Genomic DNA, 16,455 nt, shown 5'->3' on the forward strand with positions numbered 1-16,455 from the left:
GAGGTCAGATGGGTATCATAGCGCAAATTGACATCCTCCACGCCCTGAAGGACGTGGATCCCTGCTACGTTCAGGCTGTCGCCTGAATCATTTCGGTGGGTTCCTGCTTCAACGGGCGGCCTGACTGCACCATCTCTCCACAGGCAAGAACGGCGTGCCCCGCCGCTAAAATGTTACGAGCGCCATTTACATCGGCGTTCGCTGTATATCCACATACCTGGCATCTGAATTTACTTTGTGACAGGCGGTTCTCTTTCGCTGTATGACCACAGTACGCGCAACGCTGGCTTGTATACGCTGGCGGAACAGCAAGCACCTGACCGCCACGCCAGAGCTGCTTGTACTCAAGCTGGCGGTGCATTTCATACCAGCCCTGATCCAGTATCGAACGGTTTAAACCTGATTTTGCCCGGACATTGCGCCCCGGCTGGCTGACCGTACCCGCTGCTGACTTTGACATGTTGCTGACCTTCAAATCCTCAATGACTATCATTGCGTGGTTTTTGCTGACGGCCGTTGTGACTTTGTGAAGGTAGTCCCTGCGGATATTTGCGATACAGGAATGCAGTCGCTGTATTTTGCGTTTCTGCTTCTGCCAGTTGTTGCTGAATTTGACCTTGCGGCTTAACTGTCGCTGAAGTCTCGCCAGCGTCTTCTGGTTTTTCTGAAAACTGTTTACAGGCTCAAAGACTGTGCCATCTGACAGCGTGGCGAGTTTAGCCACGCCAGCATCCAGCCCGACCATTGATGCTGAAGGGTGAGCCGGAGTGGATACTTCACTTTCTGTCTGAATACTGATGTACCACTTACCGCAGGACTGGCTGACAGTGACATTTTTCACAACACCCGTGACCTGACGGCTATTCCGGTAGCGCATCCAGCCCAGTTTCGGCAGAAAAATACGGCTGTTTTCCTGATCGAGCTTAACGCCCTGCGGGTAGCGGAATGCATCATTCTGTCCCCGCTTTTTGAATCGGGGAAAAGCAGCCCGCTTCCGGAAGAAGTTTTTGTAAGCCCGCTCAAGGTCTTTCAGTGACTGTTGCAATGGCTGTGAGGGAGAATCTTTAAGCCATTGCGTTTCAGTGGCATTTTTCCACTCAACCAGCCAGGAAGCCATTTTCCCGTAAGGGATGTATTTATTACCGGCCTCATGATTCTCATTCTGACGTGCCAGAGCACGATTGAAAACGAAACGACATGCGCCTGCGAAGCGCCTCATTTCACACTCCTGTTGACCACCTGGTCTTAACTGGAATTTAAATGCCTGTAATCGTTTCACAGGCCAAATGATACTTTGGTCTATGAATAAAGAAACCGATATCCGACGGGGAAGGCATTGTGTTTTCCTGATGCATGTTCACCTGGTCTTTGTCACCAGATACCGACGTCAGATTTTTGACCATGACGCGACAGAAAAACTACGCGCTTACTTTTCAAATGTATGTGCTGATTTTGAAGCTGAACTGGTTGAAATGGATGGCGAACCAGATCACGTCCATTTGTTAATTAACTATCCTCCCAAACTGGCGATATCCAGTCTGGTAAACAGCCTCAAAGGCGTATCGGGTAGGTGACTGCGACGAGATCGACCAGATATTGCAGTCAGGTATTACTACAAAGGCGTTTTGTGGAGTCCTGGTTATTTTGCCAGTAGCTGCGGAGGTGCGCCAATATCCGTCATCCGCCAATACGTTGAACAACAGCAAACACCTGGTCAGGTGGAAAACCGCGCCTTATATCCCCGCCCTGAAGGACGGGGTTTTACGGCGCACCGGATAAATTTGGTTATGCGCCGTCAGCCGTGCTAAAGAATACGGACCAGCACCCAACGGATGCCAGTTCACACAATTAACGTAACTCTGGCCAGTACGCTTTGTTGGCCTCCAGCAACTCATCCAGAATAGCTTTGGCGACCGAGGCGCTCGGTACCGTTTTCGATAACGTAATCGCCTGCCACAGGTGCTGATATGAACGCTGTTCCCAGGCGTCCACGACCAGTTTTTCCACCGCCACTTGCTGACTCATTAACCCTTTCTGAAACTGCGGGATATCGCCGACCACCAGTGGTTCTGGTCCGTTGTGCCCGACCAGACACGGGATTTTGACCATCGCTTCATCATCAAAGTTATGAATTGCCCCGTTGTTAGGCACAATCAGCAACATCCGCTCCTGAGTGTTGAAGGCAATTGCCGCCGCCAGATCGACGATGTATGACGCATGTTCGTCAATTTCCAGCTTGCCCGCCGCTGAATTTCCTGCCGCCGTAATGGCGCGGCAAGCATCGAAAACCTGTTACTCGCGATGTTCCATCACCTCATTCGCGCGGGTATGTTCAGGGTTGGAATGCTGAACGACATAATCCGGGAAGAGATAATATTTCAGATAGGTGTTTGGTAATGTATCCGGGTCCAGTGCCTGGACATCCCGCGCTTTTGCATAGGTGTCGTTCCAGCTCGCTTCAGTATGTGTATCTTGCAGCGGTGGAACATAACCGTGCTTAGAGACATATTGCCGCAGCTGGGGCATCAGGTCGTTGCCCTGCAAATCTTCAATTGATGTCCACCAGCCAAAGTGGTTCAGGCCGTAGTAGCGCACGCGCATCTGTTTGCGATCTTGCAGCCCAACAATTTGCGCCATCCGGCTTTCAATACCGATTGGCATGTCACAGATGTTGAGGATTTTCGCATTCGGGCGCAGACGACGCGTGGCTTCTGCGACAATTGCTGCCGGGTTGGAGTAGTTGAGCATCCAGGCGTTTGGTGAATATTTTTCCATATAATCCACCAGTTCCAGGACGCCGCCAATGGAACGCATGCCGTACGCTATTCCGCCGGGTCCGCAAGTTTCCTGACCAACAACACCGTGGCGCAGTGGGATTTTTTCATCCAGTTCGCGCATCGGGTACTTGCCGACGCGGATGTGCGCCATGACAAAATCAACGTCGCTGAATGCCACTTCAGGATCGGTGGTGTAACTAAACGCAATGTCCGGCGCTTTCTCTTTAAGGATGACTTTACAGGCTTCGGCAATCACTTCCTGCCGCGCACCATCGTTATCATAAAATTTCAGTGCACGAAGCGGGAAACGGTCCTGATTCGCCAGGAGCATCAACACGATGCCTGGCGTAAAGGTGCTTCCACCGCCTGCGACAACCACTGAGAATTTGGTCATTATACTGCCTCCGTAATGGCAACATTTTCTGCTGATTGATGAGAATTAATTAAGCTATCGAGCTGTTCACGCAGCTGGGATACATGCAGACCAATGAGCACCTGAATGGCATCGCCACTACGGAAGACGCCGTGCGCTCCCAGCTTTTTAAAGACTTCGTCATCCAGCGTTTGTGACATGTCATGCAGTGCAATACGTAAACGCGTCGCGCAATTGTTAATGCTGGAGATATTGCCGACCCCGCCCAGGGCTTGCAGGATACCGGCAGCCTGATCCAGCTCTTTTTTTGGCTCTGCCGCGGTGGTTTGGCCTCGCGAGGCTTTGTATTCGGCTTTTGAGTAGAGTTTCACTTCCGCATCTTCACGTCCCGGCGTGCACATGTTGAACTGCAGAATCAGTGTGCGGAAAACCACGAAGTACAGCAGGGTAAAGCACAACCCAATGGCGATTTGGGTCAGCATCATATCCGCGTGGTTGCTGAACATCGGGATCCAGTTTTGCGGTAAAACCTGGTCAATCAGACCTCCGCCCATGTTGCCCACCACACCAAAGAGATACATTACGGTCGACATTGAGGCCGCCAGCACGGCGTGTACCGCAAACAGCAACGGTGAAATGAACAGGAAGGTAAATTCCAGCGGTTCGGTAATTCCCACCAGCATGGCGGTTAAGGTTGCGGGAATCAGCAAGCCCGCCACTTTTACCCGATTTTCCGGTGCGGCAGTGAAGTACATCGCTAAAGAAATGCCCACGGCACCAAAGATTTTTGAGTTACCGTGCAGGGCAAAACCGCCTTCCGGGAACAACGATTTCAGCGGCTCGGCGCTCAAACTGAACTCTTGCAGATGCTGCGCCCAGTACATCTGAATGCCGCCTTCAACAGCTGCCGGACCAAAGATAAACTGTCCGTAGATGAAGTGGTGTAAACCGGTTGGGATCAGAATACGTTCGAGGAAGGTGTAAACCCAGACCCCAAGTGCACCCGCCGAACGCAGGAACGCTTGCAGAGATTCAATCCCCATTTGTACTTTTGGCCAGCCGAGCAACGTCAGCCAGGCACAGGGGATCATCACCAGGAAGGCGATAATCACCACATAAGACGTCCCCTGGAAAATGCCGAGAAAAACCGGCAGTTTTTTATCGAACAGACGGTTATGCAGCGCCGTCACAATGCCGGAAATGATAATTGCGCCGATAATGCTGGTATCGAGGGTTTTAATCCCGGCCATCATTGTCAGACCGCTACCTGCCACCGCGTCCTGAGTGAAATCGACGCCGAAGTAGCTTCCCCAGGTCATTCCCATCGCGTTGATGAAATAGTTCCAGGTCAGGAAACTCACCATCACCGCCAGACAAGCACGCCCCTGCGCTTGCTTAGCAAGGCCAATGGGTAAACCGACAGCAAAAATCAGCGGCATATTACGGAATACCGTCCAACCGCCCTCTTCAATAATGTGTACGATTTGCGCGAATAAACTGTTCGGATCGGTCAGTGATTCCCCGACAAACATCGGGTTTTGCAGCAAGATGGCAAGACCCACCACAATCCCGGCGAAGGGAAACAGCAGCACTGGCGTGAACATCGCGCCGCCAAAGCGTTGAATTTGACTGAGCATTTCCACATCCTCTTTTCTCAATTCTGTAAGTAGGAAGCCTGATTGGTTATGCGGCAGGCCTGGAGCGAGGATAGGAAGATGCGATCGGCAGAACATGACGACCCAATGGGATTCGTGATCGCTTTCATGCTTTTCGTTGGGCGGTAGAGATCTACGTTTTCGCGAAAAAGTAGACATCTGTGAGCACTGGTACACAGCATCGAACACATCTTTAAAAAAAAGATGTTTTTTCAATCGATTAAGCAGAACTTGTGGGCGCATTACCCGGGCTTGCAGGCAAAAAAGAGATCTAGAGATGATCTACAAAAGCATTGCGGAGCGGTTAAGAATTCGACTTAATTCCGCAGATTTCACGCTAAACAGCCTTCTTCCCGGTGAAAAAAAGTTGGCGGAAGAATTTGCGGTATCGCGGATGACCATCCGTAAAGCGATTGACCTGCTGGTAGCGTGGGGGTTGGTGGTCCGCCGCCACGGCAGCGGCACTTACCTGGTGCGCAAAGATGTACTGCATCAAACCGCCAGCCTGACCGGGCTGGTGGAGGTGTTAAAACGGCAGGGAAAAACGGTCACCAGCCAGGTGCTGATTTTTGAAATCATGCCTGCGCCTCCGGCCATTGCCAGCCAGTTACGGATTCAAATCAACGAGCAGATCTACTTCTCCCGTCGCGTTCGTTTTGTGGAAGGGAAACCGCTGATGCTGGAAGACAGCTATATGCCGGTAAAACTGTTCCGTAATCTTTCGCTGCAACATCTGGAAGGGTCGAAGTTTGAATATATTGAACAAGAGTGCGGGATTTTGATTGGCGGTAATTATGAAAGCCTGACGCCGGTGCTCGCCGATAGACTGCTGGCGCGGCAAATGAAGGTAGCGGAACACACGCCACTGCTGCGGATCACCTCGTTGTCATATAGCGAGAGCGGGGAGTTTTTGAATTATTCAGTAATGTTCAGAAATGCCAACGAATACCAGGTGGAGTACCATTTACGGCGACTCCACCCGGAAAAGAGTTAACCGATACTCCAGAAGAGCACCGCCAGTAATTGGGGGGTGATAATGCGCAGGAACATCACTAACGGATAGACAGTGGCGTAAGAGAGCGCCGCTGCACCGCTGGTTGGATGAAGATTATTAGCAAATGCCAGCGCCGGTGGATCGGTCATGGAGCCAGCCAGCATCCCGCACATGGTCAGGTAATTCATTTTGGCTAACATCCGCGCCAGAATACCAACAGTAATCAGCGGAACGGCGGTGATCAGGGCACCATAACCAATCCAGCTTAGCCCTTCGCCATTGACCAGGGTATTCACAAAATCCCCACCAGATTTCAGACCAACGACCGAGAGGAACAGCACGATCCCCAGCTCCCGCAGCGCGAGGTTGGCACTTGGCGGCATAAACCAGTACAGCTTGCCAATACTGCCGATACGCCCGAGGATCAACGCCATAATCAGCGGACCGCCCGCCAGCCCCAGTTTCAACGCGGCCGGGAATCCCGGCACAAAGACGGGAATAGAGCCTAACAATACGCCAAGCCCGATACCAATAAACACCGGCAACATCTGAACCTGTTGCAGTTTTTGCTGCGCATTCCCCAGCACATTGGCAACGGCATCAATTGCGGACGGACGCCCCACCAGGTTGAGAATATCGCCGAACTGCAGGCTGATATCGCCACTGGCGACCAGTTCGACCCCGGCACGGTTCAGGCGCGAGATAACAACGTCATAGCGTTCTTTAAAGTGCAGGTCGCGAATACGTTTTCCGAGCACGTTTTCATTGGTGACCACCACACGCTCGACGCGCAAATCAGTGCCTTTCGTAGACAGCGAGGTATCGACCTCCTGACCAATCACCAGTTGCGCATTATGTAAATCCGCTGGCTGCCCCACCAGATGCAGCAAATCGCCCAGTTGGATAATGGTATCTGGCGAAGGAACTTTTAGGGTTTCTTCACGTTTCAGACGCGAGCAGATAATTTTGTCGCCGTTGAGAATAGGTACATCTTTAATGGCTAAATCATGCAGGTTAGGGTTCTCAACGCGAATATTGATAGTCCTGATCAGCGCGCCGCCATTGGTGCGTGAAGACTCGTGCTGCTGGGCTTCTGTCTCGACATTGACGCGGAAAATAACCCGCAACATCCACATGGTGAACAATATCCCGCAAATGCCGAATGGATACGCCATCGCATAACTCATCCCCATCTGATCGACCATTTCCATTGGTGTACCCAGGTCGCGCAAGATCTGCTGCCCTGCCCCCAGCGCTGGCGTATTGGTTACCGCACCGGAGAAAATCCCCAGCACTACCGGCAGTGGAATATCAAACAGTTTATGCAGGATGGCGGTAACCAGACCACCGATGATGACGATCAGAACAGCAAACAGGTTGAGGCGTAATCCGGAGACGCGCAATGAGGCAAAGAAGCCCGGACCCACCTGAATCCCGATGGTATAAACGAACAGGATCAGGCCAAATTCCTGAATAACATGCAGCATATCGCTACTTAATGTCATTCCCGCCTGAGAAACAAAATGGCCGACGATGATCCCACCAAACAGCACGCCGCCAATACCTAATCCTATGCCGCGAAATTTGACGTTGCCGATAAACAAACCGACGACTGCCACCAAAGCCAGAATACTGACCGTTAATGCTATATCACTCATCGTCCATTTCTCTTGAGATAACATTTTAATTGCTACGGATTATGGCTGAATCGGTGAAGCAGATTTGCCTTATAGCGCACATTATCACGGGAAAGAACGTGCCGAAATATCTTAAACAGTCGAAATTTAACGCATTGTTGAAGAAGAAAGACAAAAAAAGCCCCACCAGAATGGCGGGGCAAAGAGAATAGCTAGTTAGCTATTTAACGCGGGACGTTCGCTGATAGCGATACGCTGCGCTGCGATGGGTTCAGGCTCGTTACGAATTAAATCAATATGCAGTAAACCGTTTACGAAGGTTGCGCCAGAGACTTCCATATTTTCAGCCAGCGTAAAACTCAGGCTAAATGGCTGATTCATAAGCCCTTGATGCAGCCATTTTTTCTCTTCTTTTGGCTGCTCCGGCGTGCCTTTTACGCTCAGGCGCGTACCTTCCAGTTGAATCTCTAAATCTTCCTGACGGAAACCTGCCAACGCAAGGGTAATGCGGTAGTGGTTATCGTCGCTTTTCTCAATGTTGTACGGCGGGAAGCTCTGGCTTTCACCGGCGTTTTGCAGTGCGTTGGCCAGTTTGTCAAAACCGATCCATTGACGCATCAGTGGGGATAAATCGAAGTTACGCATAGTCATTTCTCCTTCTAAGAAGCGAGTAAGTACCTGCAAATCCGAAGATTCGCATATGCTCCCTGACGGCGAGCATGGAGATGTCAGGCCGCGCCAGGCGGCCTTAGGGAATTAGTTGATTTCGATACGGCGCGGTTTTTTCGCTTCCGGAATCACGCGTTCGAGATCGATATACAGCAAACCATTTACCAGGTTAGCGCCACGAACATGAATGTTCTCAGCTAACTGGAATTTGCGTTCAAAGTTGCGTTCAGCGATGCCCTGGTACAGATAGGTGCGCTCTTTTTGTTCGTCGGCGTGAGCACCTTTCACCACCAGCAGATTATCCTGGGCGGTAATTTCCAGTTCGCTCTCAGCAAAACCAGCCACAGCGATAGCAATGCGGTAATGGTTTTCGTCTACCAGTTCAACGTTATACGGAGGGTAGCCGCCATTACTCTGGCTCTGGTTGTTTTCTAAGTGGTTAAACAAACGGTCAAATCCAATAGCAGAACGGTAAAGCGGGGATAAATCAAAGTTACGCATAATCAATAGCTCCTGAAATCAGCGAGAATGTAAGACCTTCCACAATGGACAGGTCAGGTAGCCAGAACACCCATCAGGCGCGTCCTCATCGGCTACGATGTAAAAATGGGTCTGGAAATGAACTTTTCAAGCCTTATCAGCGGACTTTTTTTTGCAGTTTATGGTCTATTGCATAGACTGAGGGGGCAGCACGAAACGTTAAAGTGCGATTGCCGCCACAGAGCGACGTAATGATGATGTTATTTTCAGCAAGGGATCGCTATAACTCATCAGGCCAACACCCACGATCAACAGATGAATTTATTATGATAAGAAATGTGTTGTTAGCGTTCATGATATGCAGCGGAATGACATTACTCGGAGGATGCTCCAGCGTGATGTCCCATACCGGGGGGAAAGAAGGAACGTATCCCGGCACCCGCGCCAGCGCCACCATGATTGGCGACGATGAAACCAACTGGGGCACTAAGTCGCTGGCGATCCTCGATATGCCGTTTACCGCTGTGATGGACACGCTTTTACTGCCGTGGGATGTGTTCCGCAAAGACAGCTCGGTGCGCTCGCGCGTTGAAAAAAGCGAAGCCAACGCGCAAGCCACCAATGCGGTTATTCCACCGGCCAGAATGCCTGATAACTGATTTAGCGATCAGTTTCGGTGATCCACAGCTGGCCACCTTCCATCCACGCCAGCCATTGACCATCCGGTGAGAAGACCACGGCATCCGCAGAAGGCGGATTGGCGTGGTTTTCGGTTAAATACTCAACCTCGCCACTTTGCGCATGGGCACAAGCAATTCGATTATCCAGCACAAAGCCCAACCATTCTCCTGACGGATGCCAGTTAAATGCAGACTGAATATCCGTTTTGTTATGGGTTAACTGGCGCGGCTCGCCGCCCTGTGGCGAGATAAGCCACAGTTGCACAATGCCGTTATCATCACGCATTAAAAACGCGATTTGCGTACCCTGCGGATTACAGCGCACCCAGTGGCGCGGGACGTTGACTAACCCCGGATAAGCCCGATGGTGGGTAAAGGTTAAACGTCGCTGCACGACGCCACGCGGTGGCGCGGGCAGGGTTGTTTCCGTTCCGCTTAACGGCGCATCACCTGCCGCTTTCCAGCCAGCTTCATCTTGCGGTAACTCAACGATAAACAGCTCCGGCACTTTCTCGCCCTTTGGCGAAAGTGTGTCGCCAATAAATGCCAGCGCGTGATTTCCTACCCATCCTTCTTCATAAGCACGATTGATTTCATCACTGCCAGGCTGTGGCGTGGGCGTGGTTTTGCTCACCAGCACGCACCAGTGGCTACCGCTGTATTCACGCGGATGCTGCTTTTGTACGTTGACCGGGCCAAACGGCGCAGCAACACCGACGTTTCGCAAATCCAGCGCCGGATCGAGTTCTTGCATTACATGGTCGTTATAGGTAAAGCTCACCCTTTCACCGTTCGGGCTAAAGACATGCACATGGCTGCCGCCGCGCAGCGCTCCTGGGGTGTACGGTGCAGTAATATCCATTGCATCGAGATTGCTCACCTTGCCGCTTTCAGCAATCACGCCGCGACGGTGATGGAAATCGTAATACCATGTTTCATCAGGATTTTCCGGGCCGTGAATAAAGACATATTTCTCTGACTTTGGATGAACGGTCACCACGCCGACGTGTGCGCCCTGTGACGCGCGATAGATAACCTCGACCTCGCCGGTATGGATATTCACACGCTCAATGGTCTCGCCGGTAAACGACGCGCCAGAAGGACGCACGTCAAATACCAGCCACTGGCTGTCGGGCGTCCAGGTATTGGTATTGGTGAGCAGGTGATTACGGGGAGCAAAGGTTATCTGTTTCATGGCGCGGTCCTGATACAAAACGGGTCCCGCCATCATACTTCACAAGGACTTCACTTTCAGACAATAGTCTTTTGCCATCGTGATGAATGTGAGTGAAAAGATGGAACATTTCGACGTGGCGATTATTGGCCTCGGCCCGGCAGGGTCGGCGTTGGCACGAAAGTTAGCCGGCAAAATGCAGGTGATCGCGCTGGATAAAAAGCACCAGTGTGGTACTGAAGGTTTCAGCAAACCTTGTGGCGGTCTGCTGGCACCGGACGCGCAGCGTTCTTTTATTCGCGATGGACTGACGCTCCCTGTCGATGTGATCGCCAATCCGCAGATTTTCAGCGTCAAAACCGTCGACGTCGCCGCATCGCTCACACGTAACTACCAGCGAAGCTATATCAATATTAATCGCCACGCTTTCGACTTGTGGATGAAATCACTGATCCCCGCCAGCGTTGAGGTTTACCACGATAGCCTGTGCCGGAAAATCTGGCGTGAGGATGATAAATGGCATGTCATTTTTCGTGCAGACGGTTGGGAGCAGCATATTTCCGCCCGCTATCTGGTCGGTGCCGATGGTGCCAACTCGATGGTGCGGCGACATCTCTACCCGGATCATCAAATCCGTAAATATGTCGCTATCCAGCAGTGGTTTGCAGAGAAACATCCGGTACCGTTCTACTCCTGCATCTTTGATAATGAAATAACTGACTGTTATTCATGGAGTATCAGCAAAGACGGTTATTTTATCTTTGGCGGTGCTTATCCAATGAAAGACGGTCAGACGCGTTTCACGACGCTGAAAGAGAAAATGAGCGCCTTTCAGTTCCAGTTTGGTAAGGCGGTGAAAAGCGAAAAATGCACGGTGCTGTTTCCCTCGCGCTGGCAGGATTTTGTCTGCGGTAAGGACAACGCCTTTCTGATTGGCGAAGCGGCAGGATTTATCAGCGCCAGCTCGCTGGAGGGGATTAGCTATGCGCTGGATAGCGCAGAGATTCTGCGTGCGGTGTTACTGAAGCAGCCGGAGAAGAGCAACGCCGCCTACTGGCGCGCCACCCGCAAACTGCGTTTAAAACTCTTCGGCAAGATAGTAAAAAGCCGATGCCTGACCGCACCGGCTTTAAGAAAGTGGATTATGCGCAGTGGTGTGGCGCATATTCCACAGTTGAAAGATTATCCAACGCGCTTCACATCGCCCACCAGCAGGATGTAAGAGAGCGCGCCAATCAACGCGACGGCGGAGATATAAACCAGTGCAGGTGCGAAACCGTAACCCTGCGCCAGGTACCCCACCACCAGCGGAACGGTGATGCCGCCCAGACCACCGGCGAAGTTAAACACGCCGCCGGTTAAACCAATCAGGCGCATCGGTGCCAGAGAAGAGACCAGCGACCAGGTAATCGAAGCAAAACCGTTGCCGAAGAATGCCAGCGCCATCAGGCACATAATCATCATCGGATCGTTAGTGTAGTTAGCGCCCATAATGCAGGTGGAGATCAGCAAGCCGCAGATAATCGGCGTTTTACGCGCAAAGCCCAGTGAAAAGCCCTTACGTACCAGCAGATCCGCGACCCAGCCAGAGAGCAGGACGCCGACAAACGCCGCGAGGAATGGCACCGTGGTCATAAAGCCTGCTTTCAGCGCCGTGATTCCTTTTTCCTGGGTTAAATAGTTCGGGAACCAGGTTAAGAAAAACCACAGTGTAGAAGCCACCGCAAATTGCCCAAGATAGACGCCGATCAGTTTACGATGAAACACCAGTTTCCAGTCTTTGGCTGTTAACGGCTGACGTGCCTCTTTTTTCACCGGCGCATCGCCATCCACCAGACCGCCGCCATCACGAATGTAATCCAGTTCAGCTTTGCTGATACCTTTGGTCAGGCGCGGCGGCTGATAAACCTTAAACCAAATCAGCGACCAGATAATGCCGATACCACCGGTGACAATGAACACCCAGTGCCAGCTCAACATCTCCTGAATCCAGATCAGCAGCGGAGTCAGAAACGCCAGACCGACAAACTGACCAGACGTATAAAAACCAACGGCAGAAGCGCGTTCATGTTCCGGGAACCAGCTGGTCACCATCCGGTTATTGGTCGGGAAAGCGGGCGCTTCGAAAATACCGGTTATCGCGCGCAGACCAATTAATGACATTAATCCCGTGGCAAAGCCCTGGAATAAAGTCGCCACTGACCAGCCAAATATCGCAATAAAATAAGTCACGCGAGAACCTACGCGATCTAAAAACCAACCGCCGGGGATCTGACATAGCGTATAAAGCCAGGCGAAGGCCGAAAATACATAGCCCATTTCCGCTTTGGTAATACCGAACTCTTCCTGAATATGGGCGGAAGCCACGGCCAGGTTAGCGCGGTCAACATAACAAATGACCACCGTAATAAAGATCATCACCAGCGTCAGATAACGCCGACGCCCCGGCTTTGCTGCATTAACGGGAATATCCATAGCGAGCTTTCTCCAGATTTTGGGCATAGCGAAGCCGCTCACCATGCCCTGTAATTTACAGAGGGTTATATTTTTGTATTGCTGTTTTAGTGCCCGATGAGGGGCTTACGTGGCAGGAATTACCACTCTGCTACGCTGTTATCTTCATGACGCCAGAGCGGATTACGCCAGTCCGGGGCATTTTTACTGAACTCAATAACTTTAGCTTCGTCGATTTCCACGCCTAAGCCCGGTTTCGTTAGCGGTTTAAAGAAGCCGCCAACCATGCTGAAGTCCTCTTTGTTTTTCACAAAGTCGAGTAACTCCGCGCCTTTGTTGTAATGAATGCCCATACTTTGTTCCTGAAGTACGGCGTTATAGGAAACAAAGTCGATATGCAGGCAAGCCGCCAGTGCAATCGGTCCGAGCGGACAGTGCGGCGCAAGGGTCACATCATAGGCTTCTGCCATTCCGGCAATTTTGTAGCATTCAGTAATACCGCCTGCATGGGAGAGATCCGGTTGCAGAATCGAAATACCGCCTGCCTCCAGCACGCGTTTAAAATCGAAGCGTGAGAACATGCGCTCACCCGCCGCCAGTGGAATATACGTTTGTGCCGCCAGTTTCGGGTAGTATTCGGCTTGTTCTGCCAGCACCGGCTCTTCAATAAACAGCGGGCGATACGGCTCCAGTTCTTTAATCAGCACTTTCGCCATCGGCGCGCTGACGCGACCGTGGAAATCAAGACCAAACTCAATCTGATTGCCAAAAGCTTCACGAATTTGTGCCACGGTGTTGACTGCCGCATCTACCGCGCGGGAGTTATCAATTAGCCCCAGTTCTTCACAACCGTTCAGTTTGAAGGTATCGAAGCCGATTTCGCGCAGGGTTTTAATGCCGCCGATAACATCCGCCGGACGATCGCCGCCGACCCAACTGTAGGCTTTAATTTTGTCGCGAACCAGGCCGCCCATCAGTTGCCAGACCGGCGCATTCAGCACTTTACCTTTGATATCCCATAACGCCTGGTCAATCCCGGCGATGGCGCTCATCAGGATCGGACCGCCGCGATAGAATCCGGCGCGATACATCACTTGCCATAAGTCATTGATGCGCGATGGATCCTGACCAATCAAATAGTCACCCAGCTCGTGAACTGCCGCTTCCACCGTACGGGCGCGGCCTTCGATCACGGGCTCGCCCCAACCGACCACGCCTTCATCGGTTTCAATTTTCAGGAACATCCAGCGGGGAGGTAAACGATACGTGGTAATTTTGGTGATTTTCATTGCACTGCCTCTCGATACGCCTTAACAAATGCTGCTGCCTGCTGCGCGGTGCGCTCTACGGATTGCCCGGCGCGATAGAGATCGCTGCCTAAGCCCGCCCCTGCACAACCTACGTCTATCCACTGCGCCAGGTTTTCTGGCGTCACGCCGCCAACGGCAAAGACTGCGATGTCCGATGGCAATACCGCTTTTAACGCTTTGATGTATTGCGGACCAAAAGCCGATGACGGAAATATTTTCAGCGCCTGCGCGCCCGCTTCGAGCGCGGTAAAGGCTTCGGTCGCCGTCGCGCAGCCGGGGCAGACGGTCATGCCGTAGCCCACCGCACGGCGGATCACTTCACTATGGATATTGGGCGTAACGATGAGCTGACAGCCCATCCTGGCGAGCGCATCGACCTGTTCAGGTTTCAGTACCGTACCTGCGCCAATCAACGCCTTGTCGCCGTACGCATCAACGATGGCGGGAATGCTTTGCTCCCATTGTGGGGAATTCAGCGGGATTTCAACCGCGTCGAACCCGGCGTCAATCACCGCGCCAACATGCGCCAGCGCCTCGTCGGGCGTAATACCGCGCAAAATGGCGATCAGCGGGAGTTTAGTTTGCCACTGCATGAGCGATGCTCCTTATACCAGCCTGAAATGCCGTGTCGCCCGCCACCGCCGTCACGTCGCAACCCATCGCCTGAAAGGCTTGCTGGTAGCGCGCGGTCAGCGATGTTCCGGCGACAAGGGTGATGGCGTGTTGATGGGCCACATAGTCGCGCATACTGGCGACCTCTGCGCCAATCAACAAACCAGAGAGAAATTCGCTGACCTGTTCGCGGGGAAGTGTTCCCAGCACATGCGAGGCGCGAACTCCAAAAAGCTGCGGCAATATGGCGGGCGTATTAAGACCACGCTCAAGGCCAGCTGTGAAGGCATCGGCAGAGTTTTCCTGCGGCGGCAAACCTGCGCCAATCAATGAGTGATTTAACAGTAAATGATGTAATTCACCGGTCATCACGGTGCGAAAATCGTTGATTTGCTGGCTATCGGCCTGCACCCATTTGCAATGAGTTCCGGGCATGACATAAAGAGAGGAAGGAGCCAGAGCTCGCGCGCCGATCAATTGTGTTTCTTCGCCGCGCATCACATTGTGGTTATCGTCATGAGAGACACATAATCCGGGAATAATCCAGATATTGTCGCCAACTGACGTTAATTGTTCGCCAATAGACGAAAAACAGGCAGGAACAGATAAATACGGTGCAACTTTCCAGCCGACGTTGCTGCCAACCATTCCTGCCATTACCACTGGCGTTTTCTCTTCACGCCAGTCGGTCGTGACTTCTGCTAACACCGCAGCCGGAGATTTTCCGTTCAGGCGCGTGACGCCTGCTTCTGATTGCCTGCTCTCCAGGCAGTGGTCGCCCTGATAAAGCCAGGCGCGCAGATTGGTCGATCCCCAGTCAATTGCGATGTAGCGAGCTGTCATGTGATTTCCTTTAACCTTCGTGTCGAGCTGGCGATCATGGTAAGCGCCGCCTGCTCTGCCGCATCGCCGTCCTGATGTCGTATCGCATCGAACAGCGCCTTATGTTCCTGGAGCGTTTGCGGCATGTTGGCCTCATTGCCCATCCAGGTTCGTTCAAAAACCGCCCGCTGCAGCGAACTGATCGCAATGCTAAGTTGCTGTAACACCGGGTTATGCACCGACTGCAGCACCGCCTCGTGGTAGCGAATATCCGCTTCGTTAAACGCTTCGCGGTCCTGATTGTTGGCAATCATCTCGTTCAGCGCCGATTCAATCTGCGCCAGATCGCTGGAAGTCGCGCGCTCTGCTGCCCAACGGGCAATCGCCGGTTCCACCAGATTTCGCACTTCGCTCATGGCACTGATAAGCCGTGGGTCGTAGTCATTTTCCAGCACCCATTGCAGTACGTCAGTGTCGAGGTAATTCCACTGGTTACGCGGTGCCACAAACGCCCCGCGATAACGTTTCATTTCAATCAGCCGCTTCGCCATCAGCGAACGGAACACCTCACGGATGATGTTGCGCGAGGTTGCAAACTCCTCACAGAGTTCCGCCTCAGCCGGAAGCGGCGAGCCTGGCACGTATTTGCCGTGAACGATCTGTTTACCCAGCGTAATGACAATGCGATCGGTTTTATTGAGAGTCATGGAGAGTCCTTGTGCTCTGTATGTTCTTCTCTACTTTACCCCGATCGATGCATAACGCGGCAACTTTGTAGTACCAGCGTGATGACGTTCGCGTTTGCCGTGCGTGTAATG

14 protein-coding genes, 3 pseudogenes and 1 other annotated feature are annotated in these 16,455 nt (G+C 52.3%); of the genes and pseudogenes, 5 read left to right on the forward strand and 12 right to left on the reverse strand.

The genetic code is table 11. From position 1 onward, the window contains the following. Positions 1-70: 70 nt before the first annotated feature. Entirely contained in the window at positions 71-1,279 is a 1,209-nt protein-coding gene (locus RTW80_RS09420; RefSeq protein ID WP_000826403.1) for an RNA-guided endonuclease InsQ/TnpB family protein, read from the reverse strand. Between the two features lie 7 nt (positions 1,280-1,286). Between RTW80_RS09420 and tnpA the strand changes: the two are divergent. Together tnpA and RTW80_RS09430 are read left to right on the forward strand one after the other, a co-directional pair. Then, positions 1,287-1,712 (forward strand): annotated as a pseudogene (tnpA, locus tag RTW80_RS09425) (IS200/IS605 family transposase); the annotation flags it as partial. Between the two features lie 65 nt (positions 1,713-1,777). Further along, a pseudogene (locus tag RTW80_RS09430) lies at positions 1,778-1,852 on the forward strand (hypothetical protein); the annotation flags it as partial. On the opposite strand, the pseudogene RTW80_RS09435 reads toward RTW80_RS09430, so the two are convergent. Beyond that, a pseudogene (locus tag RTW80_RS09435) lies at positions 1,849-3,171 on the reverse strand (6-phospho-alpha-glucosidase). The pseudogenes RTW80_RS09430 and RTW80_RS09435 sit on opposite strands and share 4 nt — an antisense overlap. Beyond that, positions 3,171-4,787: a PTS sugar transporter subunit IIB gene (locus tag RTW80_RS09440; protein ID WP_032247400.1), complete on the reverse strand. Its 1,617-nt coding sequence runs from the start codon at positions 4,785-4,787 to the stop codon at positions 3,171-3,173. Before RTW80_RS09440 ends, RTW80_RS09435 begins: the two are co-directional and overlap by 1 nt. A 295-nt stretch (positions 4,788-5,082) precedes the next feature. On the opposite strand from RTW80_RS09440, the gene RTW80_RS09445 reads away from it, so the two are divergent. Further along, on the forward strand, positions 5,083-5,799 hold the full coding sequence (locus RTW80_RS09445; RefSeq protein ID WP_001309076.1) for a GntR family transcriptional regulator: 717 nt from the start codon (positions 5,083-5,085) through the stop codon (positions 5,797-5,799). Here the strand turns inward: RTW80_RS09445 and RTW80_RS09450 are convergent. From RTW80_RS09450 to ibpA, 3 genes are all read right to left on the reverse strand, one after another. Then, complete coding sequence (locus RTW80_RS09450; protein ID WP_001279763.1) at positions 5,796-7,457, reverse strand: putative transporter; 1,662 nt, start codon at positions 7,455-7,457, stop codon at positions 5,796-5,798. The two genes, RTW80_RS09445 and RTW80_RS09450, sit on opposite strands and share 4 nt — an antisense overlap. Before the next feature lie 195 nt (positions 7,458-7,652). After that, positions 7,653-8,081 carry a small heat shock chaperone IbpB gene (ibpB, locus tag RTW80_RS09455; RefSeq protein WP_001243431.1) on the reverse strand — a complete coding sequence of 143 codons (429 nt, stop codon included), beginning with the start codon at positions 8,079-8,081 and terminating at the stop codon, positions 7,653-7,655. A 111-nt stretch (positions 8,082-8,192) separates the two neighbouring features. Next, positions 8,193-8,606: a small heat shock chaperone IbpA gene (ibpA, locus tag RTW80_RS09460; protein ID WP_001243437.1), complete on the reverse strand. Its 414-nt coding sequence runs from the start codon at positions 8,604-8,606 to the stop codon at positions 8,193-8,195. Further along, positions 8,600-8,672 (reverse strand) — a sequence feature (ROSE (Repression Of Heat Shock gene Expression) occurs in the 5'-region of heat shock genes and acts as an RNA thermometer to modulate expression.). (Overlaps the previous gene by 7 nt.) A 239-nt stretch (positions 8,673-8,911) precedes the next feature. On the opposite strand from ibpA, the gene RTW80_RS09465 reads away from it, so the two are divergent. Then, on the forward strand, positions 8,912-9,244 hold the full coding sequence (locus tag RTW80_RS09465; protein ID WP_000620888.1) for a YceK/YidQ family lipoprotein: 333 nt from the start codon (positions 8,912-8,914) through the stop codon (positions 9,242-9,244). A 1-nt stretch (position 9,245) separates the two neighbouring features. Here the strand turns inward: RTW80_RS09465 and RTW80_RS09470 are convergent, their stop codons facing one another. Further along, positions 9,246-10,460 carry a DUF3748 domain-containing protein gene (locus RTW80_RS09470; protein WP_001742429.1) on the reverse strand — a complete coding sequence of 405 codons (1,215 nt, stop codon included), beginning with the start codon at positions 10,458-10,460 and terminating at the stop codon, positions 9,246-9,248. 100 nt (positions 10,461-10,560) lie between these two features. Between RTW80_RS09470 and cbrA the strand changes: the two genes are divergently transcribed. Continuing rightward, positions 10,561-11,661 (forward strand): colicin M resistance lipid reductase CbrA, encoded by a 1,101-nt coding sequence (gene cbrA, locus RTW80_RS09475; protein WP_001338669.1) that lies wholly within the window; start codon positions 10,561-10,563, stop codon positions 11,659-11,661. On the opposite strand, the gene RTW80_RS09480 is transcribed toward cbrA, so the two are convergent. From RTW80_RS09480 to dgoR, 5 genes are all read right to left on the reverse strand, one after another. Continuing rightward, positions 11,622-12,959 carry an MFS transporter gene (locus RTW80_RS09480; protein WP_000253455.1) on the reverse strand — a complete coding sequence of 446 codons (1,338 nt, stop codon included), beginning with the start codon at positions 12,957-12,959 and terminating at the stop codon, positions 11,622-11,624. The genes cbrA and RTW80_RS09480 overlap by 40 nt on opposite strands. Positions 12,960-13,033: 74 nt before the next feature. After that, positions 13,034-14,182: a galactonate dehydratase gene (gene dgoD / locus RTW80_RS09485; RefSeq protein WP_032247401.1), complete on the reverse strand. Its 1,149-nt coding sequence runs from the start codon at positions 14,180-14,182 to the stop codon at positions 13,034-13,036. Further along, complete coding sequence (gene dgoA, locus RTW80_RS09490) at positions 14,179-14,796, reverse strand: 2-dehydro-3-deoxy-6-phosphogalactonate aldolase (protein ID WP_063119283.1); 618 nt, start codon at positions 14,794-14,796, stop codon at positions 14,179-14,181. Before dgoA ends, dgoD begins: the two co-directional genes overlap by 4 nt. Beyond that, positions 14,780-15,658 (reverse strand): 2-dehydro-3-deoxygalactonokinase, encoded by an 879-nt coding sequence (gene dgoK / locus RTW80_RS09495; RefSeq protein WP_000127092.1) that lies wholly within the window; start codon positions 15,656-15,658, stop codon positions 14,780-14,782. The genes dgoA and dgoK overlap by 17 nt, the downstream gene beginning before the upstream one ends. Next, a complete protein-coding gene (gene dgoR, locus RTW80_RS09500; protein WP_312718980.1) occupies positions 15,655-16,344 on the reverse strand; it encodes a D-galactonate utilization transcriptional regulator DgoR in 690 nt (229 codons plus the stop codon). The genes dgoK and dgoR overlap by 4 nt, the downstream gene beginning before the upstream one ends. Positions 16,345-16,455 lie beyond the last annotated feature (111 nt).

The sequence above is a fragment of the Escherichia sp. AM3 genome (assembly GCF_032029835.1).
GTDB lineage: Bacteria > Pseudomonadota > Gammaproteobacteria > Enterobacterales > Enterobacteriaceae > Escherichia > Escherichia coli.